10 protein-coding genes and 2 pseudogenes are annotated in these 11635 nt (G+C 71.5%); 11 read left to right on the forward strand and 1 reads right to left on the reverse strand.

Features of this window, described 5'->3' with window-relative positions; genetic code table 11:
* Positions 1-90: 90 nt before the first annotated feature.
* From ACWC5O_RS37505 to ACWC5O_RS37530, 6 genes and pseudogenes are all read left to right on the forward strand, one after another.
* Positions 91-195 (forward strand): annotated as a pseudogene (locus ACWC5O_RS37505) (hypothetical protein); the annotation flags it as partial.
* Between the two features lie 193 nt (positions 196-388).
* On the forward strand, positions 389-2038 hold the full coding sequence (locus ACWC5O_RS37510) for an acetate--CoA ligase family protein (protein WP_450588180.1): 1650 nt from the start codon (positions 389-391) through the stop codon (positions 2036-2038).
* A 54-nt stretch (positions 2039-2092) separates the two neighbouring features.
* Positions 2093-3265: an acyl-CoA dehydrogenase family protein gene (locus ACWC5O_RS37515; RefSeq protein ID WP_450588178.1), complete on the forward strand. Its 1173-nt coding sequence runs from the start codon at positions 2093-2095 to the stop codon at positions 3263-3265.
* A gap of 38 nt (positions 3266-3303) precedes the next feature.
* Positions 3304-4476 (forward strand): acyl-CoA dehydrogenase family protein, encoded by a 1173-nt coding sequence (locus ACWC5O_RS37520; RefSeq protein WP_450588176.1) that lies wholly within the window; start codon positions 3304-3306, stop codon positions 4474-4476.
* 36 nt (positions 4477-4512) lie between these two features.
* On the forward strand, positions 4513-5412 hold the full coding sequence (locus ACWC5O_RS37525; protein ID WP_450588175.1) for a 3-hydroxybutyryl-CoA dehydrogenase: 900 nt from the start codon (positions 4513-4515) through the stop codon (positions 5410-5412).
* Positions 5413-5459: 47 nt separating this feature from the next.
* Positions 5460-6071 carry a TetR/AcrR family transcriptional regulator gene (locus ACWC5O_RS37530; protein WP_450588173.1) on the forward strand — a complete coding sequence of 204 codons (612 nt, stop codon included), beginning with the start codon at positions 5460-5462 and terminating at the stop codon, positions 6069-6071.
* A gap of 738 nt (positions 6072-6809) precedes the next feature.
* Here ACWC5O_RS37530 and arsM read toward each other — a convergent pair.
* Complete coding sequence (gene arsM / locus ACWC5O_RS37535; protein WP_450588171.1) at positions 6810-7703, reverse strand: arsenite methyltransferase; 894 nt, start codon at positions 7701-7703, stop codon at positions 6810-6812.
* A 170-nt stretch (positions 7704-7873) separates the two neighbouring features.
* Here arsM and ACWC5O_RS37540 point away from each other — a divergent pair.
* The 5 genes and pseudogenes from ACWC5O_RS37540 to ACWC5O_RS37560 all read left to right on the forward strand — a co-directional run bounded on the left by ACWC5O_RS37540 (position 7874) and on the right by ACWC5O_RS37560 (position 11529).
* Positions 7874-8775 (forward strand): annotated as a pseudogene (locus tag ACWC5O_RS37540) (MFS transporter).
* Between the two features lie 146 nt (positions 8776-8921).
* Positions 8922-9152, forward strand: a complete 231-nt coding sequence (locus tag ACWC5O_RS37545; RefSeq protein ID WP_450588169.1) for a hypothetical protein — start codon at positions 8922-8924, stop codon at positions 9150-9152.
* Positions 9149-9532 (forward strand): hypothetical protein, encoded by a 384-nt coding sequence (locus ACWC5O_RS37550; protein ID WP_450588168.1) that lies wholly within the window; start codon positions 9149-9151, stop codon positions 9530-9532. The genes ACWC5O_RS37545 and ACWC5O_RS37550 overlap by 4 nt, the downstream gene beginning before the upstream one ends.
* A gap of 135 nt (positions 9533-9667) precedes the next feature.
* Complete coding sequence (locus tag ACWC5O_RS37555) at positions 9668-10426, forward strand: PIG-L family deacetylase (RefSeq protein WP_450588166.1); 759 nt, start codon at positions 9668-9670, stop codon at positions 10424-10426.
* Between the two features lie 146 nt (positions 10427-10572).
* On the forward strand, positions 10573-11529 hold the full coding sequence (locus tag ACWC5O_RS37560; protein ID WP_450588164.1) for a hypothetical protein: 957 nt from the start codon (positions 10573-10575) through the stop codon (positions 11527-11529).
* Positions 11530-11635: the final 106 nt, after the last annotated feature.

Genomic DNA, 11635 nt, shown 5'->3' on the forward strand with positions numbered 1-11635 from the left:
CCTGTCGGCCCTCTTCGACCCCGTCTCCGTCGCCGTCGTCGGAGCCAGCGACGACCCGCCAAGTACGGCCATGCCATCGCCGCCCAGGCCATCCGCGCGAACGGCCGCCGGCCCGTCCACCTGGTCAACCGCCGCGGCGGCACGGTGCTCGGCCGTACCGCAGCCCCGAGCCTGAGCGCGATCGGTGAACCCGTCGACCTGGCGGTGGTCTCCGTGCCCGCCGCCGGCTTCGAGGACGCCGTCGACGAGGCGCTGCGGGGCCCGGGCGATCGTCGCGATCACCGCCGGGTTCGCCGAGACCGGCGAGGCGGGGCGTCGTCGCCAGCGTGCCGTCGCCGAACGCGTACGCGCCGCCGGAGCCGTGATGATCGGCCCCAACTGCCTCGGCATGGCAGACAACACCACCGACCTCTTCCTGGCCTCCGACACCTTCACCGCCGGCGGCATCGCGCTGCTCAGCCAGAGCGGCAATCTCGCCCTCGAACTCCAGCTCCGCTTCGGCCCGCACGGCCTCGGCTTCTCCCGCTTCGTCTCGCTCGGCAACCAGGCCGACGTCACCCTCGTCGACCTGCTCGCCGACTGCGCCCGGCACGAGGGCACGACCGCCATCGCGGTCTACGCGGAGGACTTCGCCGACGGACGCGCCTTCGCCGAGGCGGCCGCCGACGCCGAGAAGCCCGTGGTGCTGCTCACCGCCGGACGCGGCGACGCCTCCGCACGCAGCGCCCAGTCGCACACCGGCGCGCTGACCACGTCCGCCGACGTCGTGACCGCGGCCTGCCGCGACGCCGGTGTGGAACTGGTCGCCACGCCCCGTGAACTCACCGTCGTCCTCGCCGCGTTGAACAACGCACGACGGTCTGCCGGACGCCGGGTCGCCGTGCTCACGGACGGCGGCGGCCACGGCGTGGTGGCCGCCGACGCCGTCGAGACGGCCGGCCTGAGCGTCCCCGAACTCCAGGAGTCGACGCGGCAACAGCTGCGCGAGGCCCTGTGGGCGCAGTCGGCCGTCGCCAACCCGGTGGACCTCGCCGGAATGGGGGAGCAGGACCCCGGCTCGTACGCGGCGACCGTCGCCGCGCTGCTGGCGGCCGAAGAGGTCGACGCCGTGCTGATGACCGGCTACTTCGGCGGCTACGCGGCCTCCGACGGCGGGCTCGGCGGCGGAGGCACCGTGCTCGCGGACGGGGAACAGGAAGCCGCGCGCCTCATCGCCGCCCGGCACCGCGCCACCGCGAAACCCCTCGTGGTGCAGTCGATGTACCCCGCCTCGCCCAGTTGCCGCACCCTCACCGCGGCCGGCATCCCGGTCTTCGCCGCCACCGAGGACGCCGCCCGCGCCCTCGCCGCGACGGCACCCCGCGCGCTCCGAACCGGCGTCACGCCCCTTCCCCCTCCTACGTCACCACTGCGCGAGAGCGGCTATCTGCGGACCCGCAGAGCCCTCGAAGCGGCCGGACTCGCCTTCCCCGCCGCCCGCGAGATCCACGACGAGTCCGAACTACTGGCCGCGACCGAGGAGTTCACCGGCCCGTACGTCCTCAAGGCCCTCCACCTGCTGCACAAGTCCGACGCGGGCGGCGTGGCACTGGGCCTGGCCGGACCCGACGAACTGCTCGCCGCCTTCCGGGAGATGCACGCCCGGCTCGGCGCCTCCTCCTACTCGGTGGAGGCCATGGCGGATCTGACCGACGGTACCGAGCTGATCATCGGCGTCAACCGGGACCCGCGCTTCGGCCCCGTCGCCATGGTGGGCCTCGGCGGAGTGCTGGCCGAAGCACTGCACGACGTCGCCTTCACCCTGGCCCCCGTACCCGCCGACCGCGCCCTGAGCCTGCTGCGCGGACTGCGCACCGCCGCCCTGCTCGACGGGGTGCGCGGCCGCCCGCCCGTCGACGTTGCCGCGGCCGCGGCAGCCGTCGAGACGATCACGACGTTCGCCGCCGCTCACCCGGAGATCGCCGAGATCGAGGTCAACCCCCTGCTCGTCGGTCCTCACGGGGTCCTCGCCCTGGACTCCCGAGCCGTACTCGCCTGACCGCCACCGCCCCACCCGCCCCCGCCCGCCGTCCCGCCGACCGAAGAGGCACCCATGGACATGCGCTACACCCCCGAACAGGCAGACCTGAAGCGCCGCGCCGCCGAGTACGCGCGCCTGCTCATGCACTACGAGGACCAGTCCGAGCAGGCCGGCGGGCCCCTGCCGCAGGAGCTCGTCACCGAACTGACCCGCGCCGCCATGGACGCGGGCGTCTACGCCATCAACATGCCCGCCGAATGGGGCGGCGCCGGCCTCGGCCTCCTCGACCAGGTCATCGTCGAGGAGGAGTTCGGCAAGGTCACCAACTGCCTCTGGGACATCCCCTGGCGGCCCGCCAACGTCCTGGCGTACGGCGACGAGCGGCAGCGCGAGAAGTACCTGCTGCCGGTGATCCGCGCGGAGAGGTTCGACGCGTTCGCCGTCACCGAGCCGGGCGCGGGCTCGGACCCGTCCTCCGGCACCTCCACGGCCACCCGCACCGACGGCGGCTGGCTGCTCAATGGGGAGAAGTGGTTCGTCACCTGCGGCGACATCGCCGACTTCCTGCTGGTGCAGGCGGACGCCGGCCCCGAGCGGCAGCCCACGCTGTTCTTCGTGGACAAGGCGGCGCCCGGAGTCGAGATGACCCGCGTCCCGCGCTTCATGCACTCCGCGGTCAACGGGCACCCCGAGTTCACCTTCACCGACGTCTTCGTGGCCGACGAGGACGTCCTCGGCGGCGTCGGCAACGGCTACGAGCTGACCAAGGAGTGGTTCACCGACGAACGCCTGATGATCGCGGCACGCACCGTCGGCGCGGCCGAGCGGGCCCTGCAACTCGCCCGAGACTGGGCGGTGGAGCGGGAGCAGTTCGGGGCGCCGATCGCGTCGTACCAGCTGGTCCAGGGCATGCTCGCCGACTGCGCCGTCGACATCGCCGTCAACCGCGCCTACACCCACCAGGTCGCCTGGGAAGCCGACCAGCCGCACACCGACCGCAAGACGCTGCACGCCAAGGCCTCCACCGCCAAGCTCGCCGCCAGCGAGGCCGCCGGCCGGGTCGCCGACCGCTGTCTGCAGATCTTCGGCGGCCGCGGCTACGACCGCTCGTACGCCGTCGAGCGCATGTACCGCGAGCTGCGCGTCGACCGGATCTGGGAGGGCACCTCCGAGATCCAGCGCCTCATCATCGCCAACGAGCTGATCAAGCGCGGCACCCGCGCCCTGGCCCTGCCCACGCACTGAATCCGCCCACCCCCGATCACCCCACAGCGAGGACTTCCATGGACTTCCGCCTCACCCCGCGCCAGGCGCAGCTGAAGGCCGACGCGCGCGCCCTCACCGACGTCATCGCCGCCTACGAGCTCCAGTGCGAGGAGGACAACGGCCTTCCCGCGAGCGCCCACGCCAAGATCCGCGACGCGGTCCTCGACACCGGACTCCAGGCCGTGAACATGCCGGCCGAGTGGGGCGGCGCCGGACTCACCATCGCCGAGCAGGTCACCGTCCAGGAGGAACTGGGCCGGCTCACCGGCGCCCTGTGGGACATGGTGTGGCGTCCCGCCAACGCCCTCAGTTTCTGCACCCCCGAGCAGCGCGAGCGCTTCCTCGTCCCGGTGATCAAGGGGGAGCGGCGTGACTGCTACGCCGTCACCGAGCCCGGCGCGGGCTCGGACCCGCAGAACCTGGCCACCACGGCCACGAAGAACGACCACGGATGGGTACTGAACGGCGAGAAGTGGTTCGTGACCGTCGGCGACCACGCCGACTTCATGATCGTGCTCGCCGCGGCGGGCCCGGACCGCGCGCCCACCCTGTTCCTCGTCGACAAGGACACCCCCGGCATCGAGATGACACGGGTGCCGCGCTTCATGCACACCTTCGTCTACGAGCACCCCGAGTTCACCTTCACCGACGTTCAGGTGGGCGAGGACGCCGTCCTCGGCGGCATCGGCGAGGGCTACGACATCACCCGCTCCTGGTTCACCGAGGAGCGCCTCATGATCGCGGCCCGCACCACCGGCGCGGCCGAACGAGCCCTGGAGCTGTCCCGTGACTGGGCGGTGGAGCGGGAGCAGTTCGGGGCGCCGATCGCGTCGTACCAGCTGGTCCAGGGCATGCTCGCCGACTGCGCCGTCGACATCGCCGTCAACCGGGCCTACACCCACCAGGTCGCCTGGGAGATCGACCAGGCCTCGGCCGAGGACCGCAAGACGCTGCACGCCAAGGCCGCCATCGCCAAGCTCGCGGCGAGCGAGGCCTCGGGCCGCGTGATCGACCGCTGCCTGCAGATCCACGGCGGCCGCGGGTACGACCGCTCGTACGTCGTCGAGCGGCTCTACCGCGAGCTGCGCGTGGACCGGATCTGGGAGGGCACCTCCGAGATCCAGCGGCTGATCATCGCCAACGAACTCATCAGGCGGGGCACGGGGGTTCTGGACCTGCCCGTCGCCTGACACCCGTACGTCGCCACAGATCGGAGAGGAAGACGGATGACCGGGATCGAGCGAGTGGGGGTCGTCGGCTGCGGCCTGATGGGCGCCGGCATAGCCGAGGTCTGCGCTCGCGCCGACGTGCCGGTGACGATCGTGGAACGCACCACAGAGGCGGCCCGTGCGGGCCTGCTGCGTATCACCCGCTCGCTCGACCGGGCCGTCGCACACGGCAGGCTCGGTGCCGGGCGGCGCGAGGCCGCCACGGCCCTGATCACCGTGGTCGACCAGATCGAAGCCCTGCACGACCACGACCTGGTGATCGAGGCGGTGCCGGAGAACGAGAGCCTCAAACTCGACGTCTTCACCCGCCTCGACTCCGTGGTCACCGGCGACCACACCATCCTCGCGACCAACACCTCCTCCATCCCGGTCATCCGGCTCGCCACCGCGACCACCCGCCCCGACCGCGTCGTCGGCGTGCACTTCTTCAACCCCGTACCGGTCCTGCGGCTCGTCGAACTCGTCCCGTCACTGCTGACCTCGCCCACCACCACGGCACGGGCCGAGGACTTCGTGACCGGTGCCCTGGGCAAGGAGGTCGTCCGGACCCGGGACAAGGCCGGCTTCATCGTCAACGCGCTGCTCGTCCCGTACCTCCTCGCGGCCGTGCGCATGCTGGAGTCGGGCAGCGCGACGGCCGAGGACATCGACCGCGGGATGGTCCTCGGCTGCGCGCACCCGCTCGGCCCGCTGGCCCTGACGGACCTGATCGGCCTGGACACCACCCGTGCCATCGCCGAATCCCTGTACGCCGAGTTCCGCGAGCCGCAGTACTCACCCCCACCGCTGCTCTCCCGGATGGTGGAGGCCGGCCTGCTGGGGCGGAAGTCCGGGCGGGGCTTCCACGTGTACGAAGAGCAACAGCGTGAGGCCGCGACACCGGCGAGGCCACGGTGAGGGAAGATGGTCACGGCGTACGACCACCGAACGAGGGGAGCCGCAGGGTGTCCACGAAGGTGCGCACGACAGACACACGCGAGCGCATCCTGACCGCTGCGTGCGAGGTCATCGCCGAGATCGGCTTCGAGAAGATCCGCATGCGCATGGTCGCCGAGCGGGCCGGGGTGTCGACGGCGCTGCTGCACTACCACTTCGACACGCGCGAGAAGCTGTTCACCGAGGCGATGACCCACTCCTTCGCCAACACCGCCCTCGACGTCGACCGCGACGCGGAGACGGCGCCGGCGGCGGTCATCCTGGCCCGCATCCTGCGCAGCCTGCTGCCGACCGATCCCGAACTGCGCCAGGACTGGCGGCTGTGGCAGGAACTGTGGGCCCGGGCCCTGCGCGACGAGACCACCCGGACCTTCGCCGTGGGCCTGTACGCGCAGCTGCACACCTGGGTGGCCGACGCGGTACGACGCGGCATCGCGTCCGGCGAGTTCACCCCGACCGACGTGGACGACCTCAGCACACTCGTCCTGTCCCTGAGCGACGGCTACGGCATCCGCCTCATGCTCCGCGACCCGACGGTCACCCTGGACAGCGCCCTCACGGCCATCTGGCGTCAGGTGTCCGCGGCGCTCGGCCTGCCGGACTCGCTGCCGGCTGACTGACCTCCCACAGCTCGGGCACCCGGCCCCCGCCGGTGTGCATCTGACTCGCCGGCGTCCGCAGCGCGGCGGCGAACGCCACCGGGTTGCGGAGGAACACCATGTGGATGCCCGAGGAAGCGGTGCGACGGCGAGCGCGGTGTCGGTCTCGCACACCGGTGCGGCGTCGGCGCGCAGGTAGTGCGTGTGGTCCTCCTCCGGCGTCACGCACCAGACCACATGGGAGGCATGGGTGAGGTGCTTCTCGCCGACGATGACGCCGTGGCCGACGCGCGCGGTCTGGAGCCGGACGGTTTGTTGCACGCCGGTGCCGTCCTCGGGCACCAGCTCGATGCAGTAGGAGCTTTTGACGCCGATCTCGCCGACACCCTTCCCGGTCGGGTACCGGTAGGTCTCCCGCACCGGGGTGAAGGCGCTGTTGGCTGCCGCGAAGGCGCCCAGACGGTGAGGTAGGCCGTGGCGACGAGCCCCCAGGCACGGCGCACCGCCCCCGGCTTGCCGGGGATCGTCTCCCGGGGAGGCGCGGTCGCCGGCAGCGGTTTCACGAGGGGCGCCGACCGAGAGGACAGCAGCCAGCCCACGACGAACACCGCCGCCAGGGCCGGCGGCACGAGAACGTCCAGGCGCGGGCCGTCGGCGTGGATCGGTGCGGGATCAGCTTTTGGAAGCGGAGTGGCCGGCATGGCCTTCGCCACCGAGGCCCGCACAACATGTCGAAATCGACAACGACCAAGCGGGAGGTCAGTTCTGGCAGGCGCATCCGGCGGTGCTCTTGGCCTCGCTGACGGTGGCGGACGGGTCGGTCGCCTGCTCGGCCGGGGTGCAGCAGGAGGTGACGCCGCAGCAGGAGGGGTCCGTCGGGGACGCTGTGGTGGCGCTCGGGCTGATGGTGGGCTTGGTGGCGCGCACGATGGCGGAGTGCATGCCGTCGGCGACCGCGTGGGTCGGGGTGATCTCGATGTCCGTGAAGCCGGCCGCCTCCAGGCCCGCGCGGTACTCGGCGAAGGACAAGGCTCCGGCGATGCAGCCGACGTAGTCGCCGCGCTCGGCCCGCTGTTCGGCGGTGAGGGTGTCGTCGGCGACGACGTCGGAAACGCCGATCCGGCCGCCGGGCTTCAGCACGCGGAAGGTCTCGGCGAACACGGCGGGCTTGTCGACCGACAGGTTGATCACGCAGTTCGAGATCACCACGTCGATGGTGTTCGCGGGCAGCGGGATCGCCTCGATCGTGCCCTTGAGGAACTCGACGTTCGTCGCGCCCGCCTTCGCGGCGTTGGCGAGGGCCAGGGCGAGCATCTCCTCGGTCATGTCCAGCCCGTACGCCTTGCCGCCCGGGCCGACGCGGCGGGCGGAGAGAAGGACATCGATGCCGCCACCCGAACCGAGGTCCAGGACGCGTTCCCCTTCGCGCAGCTCGGCCACGGCGGTGGGGTTGCCGCAGCCGAGGGAGGCGGCGACGGCCTCCGCCGGCAGAGTGTCGCGCTCGTCCGTGGCGTACAGGGTCGAACCGAAGTTCTCGTCGACCTCGACCGGCTCGGGCCCGCAACACGCGGTGCCGCCCTCGGTGACCTTCACGGCAGCCTCGGCGTACCGCCGGCGGACGGTTTCACGCAGGTCGGTGGACTGCTCGCTCATGACTCACTCCCAGATGAGGGGCCACAGCACAGGCCCGGAACGGCCTGCATTGACGTTCATTGATGCAATCTTGCGCCTTGAATCGAAAAACGTCAACATAGAAGTATGTCGAAACAAGTGCCTCAGGTGATCGGCCAGGCCGCCGCCTGCTGGTCATCCGAGGGGTCCCTGTGCCGTCCTCTTCCTCCGCAGTATCCGATTCCGGTTGGTGGTTCTGCCGCTCTTCGCCGGGCGCTCTTCGCGCGGTGGGGCAGGCGCCGATCCTGCTGCTGTCGCTCTTCGCCGGCGCGTGGGTGGGCAGGTGGCGGACCCGTACGGTGATGGTGCTGGCGGACGCCGGTCGGGCCCTGGCGCTGGGCGCCGCCGCCGTGGCCGGTCTCCTCGGCGGGCTCGGCCTGCCGACGCTGCTCGTGGAGGGCGGTCGGTCCGCTGCGCAGATCGGGGGTCCCGCCCTCGGCGGTGCGCTGGTGTGGGTGCTGTCGGCGCCGGTCGCTGCCGCCTCCAGCGCGGTGTTCTTCGCGCTGTCGTTCCTGTCGATCCGACGGATCGGTCGCCGCGAATCCGTCCCGGAACGCTCGGAACGTCCTCCGCGGGTCTGGCGGCGGATCCATTGGGCTCGCTGCTGGCCGCCCGCCTGCCGAGGCGCTTCGGACATGGCGCTGTGCTCGTGTCCGCGGCAGCGCTCGGTGACGGCGTGTTCCTGTTTGTGCCTGTACTGCACGGCTCCTCTGTGGTGACGGTTCCGGCGCTCCTTACGGTCAACTTCGTCTTCGGGACCTTCAGTCAGCTGGTGAATGTCACGGTCATGGCCGTGCGGCAGACTGTTGCACCGGACGGGATGCAAGGCCGTGCGGCCGCGACGGTCAACTTCGTCGGCACGGGGCTGACCCCGCTCGGCTCGCTGCTCGGCGGCCTTCTCGCGGAAGCGTGGGGGATGCGCACCAGCCTCCTGGTGGCAGCCGCAGGCATGCTGCTGTCGCCGGCCCCGATGGCCCTGTCCCCACTCGCCCGCCTGGGACGGACGCTTCCCGCCCGCCGGAGACTCCGGCCCCGCCTGCGTGAGGGCTCCTGACGCCGCGAACAGCCGACACACATCCGTCAGTGGGTGTAGCCATCACGGAAGTCCGGTCACAGCCGACTGACGCGCTCAGTCACACAGCGGCACAGCCCCCTGTGTCGACTTGGCCCGAAAATCGAACATGTGGCCTAATTGGAGGTATGGAGCACACCCCCTTCCCGTCCGACCTCCTGAAGCTCCAGGCGGACTGGCACCGCACGTACGCGGCACTCGCCGGGCCGCACCCTGCGCACCCCACCGCCCTGCGCCGCCGCCTGCTGGCACTGTCCGGGCGGCTGCTGTGGCACCCGTACTGGTCCGGTCCGGCCGGAACTCCGGCGGCGCGGGTGGAGCTGCGCCGCCGGGCTCGCGCCCTGGAGCCGCTGCCATGACGACGCACCTGGTCCGCCTCCAGTTCGCCGCCGGCGGCCCGACGGTCACGGGGGACTGGGCCGACGGCGCGACCGCCCGCCGCGCCTGGCGCGACTGGGTCGGGCTGTTCGGCAGCGACGAGAAGGTCGTCGTCCGGCTCGCCGAGGACGCGGACGGCGCCGAGCGGGTGCTGATGGCGTGGGAGCGGGGGAATGCAGTCGAGACGGGCTCGGACGGGCCTGCCGCGACGGAGGGAGCTGGGTTACCAGGGTGCCGACGCCCCCGCAAATGGCCCACCGCAGTGCTGAGTTGCCCGACCGATCGTCGAACAGCGGCCGAGCGGATCAACGGGTTGTACGAGCGCGTGCTCGCCCCTCGAACGCGCGCTACCGCTTCGTGATCAACACATTGACGCATCGACTCAACGACACATCGACACTGCGCGGACGCCCCCGACAACACCCCGTCGGCCGACCTCAGGCCGAACCGCCCCTTGGTCTATGATCCAGCCCCCTCACCGGAAGGCGGCCCCCCCATGCCCGTGCCGAGCCTGCTCGCGGTCTTCGCCCACCCGGATGACGAGTCGTTGTTCGCCGGGGGAGTGCTCGCCCGTCACGCGGCTGCGGGCGCGCGCGTCGGCGTTGTCACGGCGACCTGGGCGGCCGGCACTGTGCGGGCCGCGGAGCTGGCCGACGCGCTGCGCATCCTCGGCGCCGGCACGCCGCGGATGCTCGGCTACGCCGATGCGCGCGTGCCGCAGTCGGCCCCGGGCAGTGCGCGGTTCTGCGATGCGCCGCTCGACGAGGCGGTGGGGCGGTTGGTCACGCACATCCGGGACTTCCGCCCGGAGATCGTGGTCACCCACGACGCCTACGGCGGGCTGACCGGCCATCCGGACCACGTGCACACGCACCGGGTCGCCGTGCTCGCGGCCCAGGCGGCCGGACTTGAACGGCTCTACCCCGATGCGGGTGCCCCCTGGCAGCCGCGTGCCCTCTACCTGGCCACGCACCCGCACTCCGCCGTGTCGGCGCTGGCAGACGTGGTCGGTGTGCACAAGGCCGTGTACAGCGTTCCGGACGAACAGGTCACCGCGATCGTCGACGTCGGCCCCTGGATGGAACAGAAAGTCGCCGCCGTACTGGCCCACCGCACCGAGGTGGAACGGGGAGCCGTACCCGGACTGATCGCCGGCCTTCCCCAGGAGGGGCGAGAGCGGCTCTTCGCCACCGAGTGGTACATCCGTCATGCCCTCGTCCCCGCGCCGGCCACCCAGACGGAACTGACCCGCTGAGCCACGCACGGGGGTGGGTGCGACGCCGGGTTCCTCCTGGTGGCGGGCACAGTGCCCCAGGGTCGGGTGACCCAGGTGATTCGTGTAATCCATAACGATCTTGGCCGAAACCTTGCGTTATTCCTGGCCGCCTCTAGCCTCCCGACATGGCTTTTCTTTCAAGTCGCCGCAAACGGGCACGCCTCGCCCCGGAACTCGACGACCAGGACCTGGGCAGGCTGCTGAAGTCCCTGCTGGCGACGACGAGGACCGGAACGATCGCGACGACGGACCTGTGCGCGGCGCAGATCTCCCGTCTCCTGGACCAGGAGACGGGAGACTGGGACCGGCGGACGCACCGCCTGGGTGTCCTGGCGGACTTCCTGGCCGACTCGCATCTGCCGCGGTCCTGGGCCACGCGCGAGCCGGGCAACGCGAGCGCGCTCGTGCTGCACGGCTGGACCCAGTTGGCACGCGCCCGCTCGCAGGGGCGCCCGGAGGACACGGGCGACGCCACGGACGCTTGTCTCCGTGCCGCCGAGATCGTCCCGGAAGACCCCACTCCCTGGGTGGTGCTCCTGGGGCTGGCCCGCCTGCAACGCTGGGAGCAGCCCCAGGTGTTCGGCGTGTGGAACGAGGTGCTCGCGCGCGATCGCTGGAACCGCGAGGCCTACCTGAGCATGCTCGGCTATCTCACCCCGGAGGAAGGGGGCTCCCGCATCCAGGTCCTGGACTTCGTGGACGCCCTGTGCGCCCGCATGCCGGCCAACGCGCCCTGTGCGGTCACGGAACTCAGCGCCCAGGTCCTGCAGTACCACTCCGTCCTCGGCCGGGGCGGATTCGAAGCGCTGGTGGCGCGGAACCACTGGTCCCAGGCGATGGCCGCCCAGGCACTCGACCGCGTGGCCCGGACCTGGGTGCAGCCGGGATTCCTGCGCCATGCCAAGGCGCTTTCCGACCTCAACATCCTCGCGTACGCGCTGATGGCCGCCGACCGGCGCCACGAGGCCCGTCCGGTGTTCGAGGTACTCGGCGGCACCGTCACCGGGTGGCCCTGGCAGGCCGGCGGTGACCCTCTGACGGAGTTCGACCAGGCTCAGCGCAGAGCCACCGCCGGGCAGTGATCCGACGCCTGCCGCACCGCCAAGTCCCCGGCGTCGCAATCCAACCGCCGGTTGGGTCACACCGTGGCACGATGGTGGTGAGCATCACCTACTGAGGGGGTGTGGG

This window comes from Streptomyces sp. NPDC001450 (assembly GCF_053597295.1).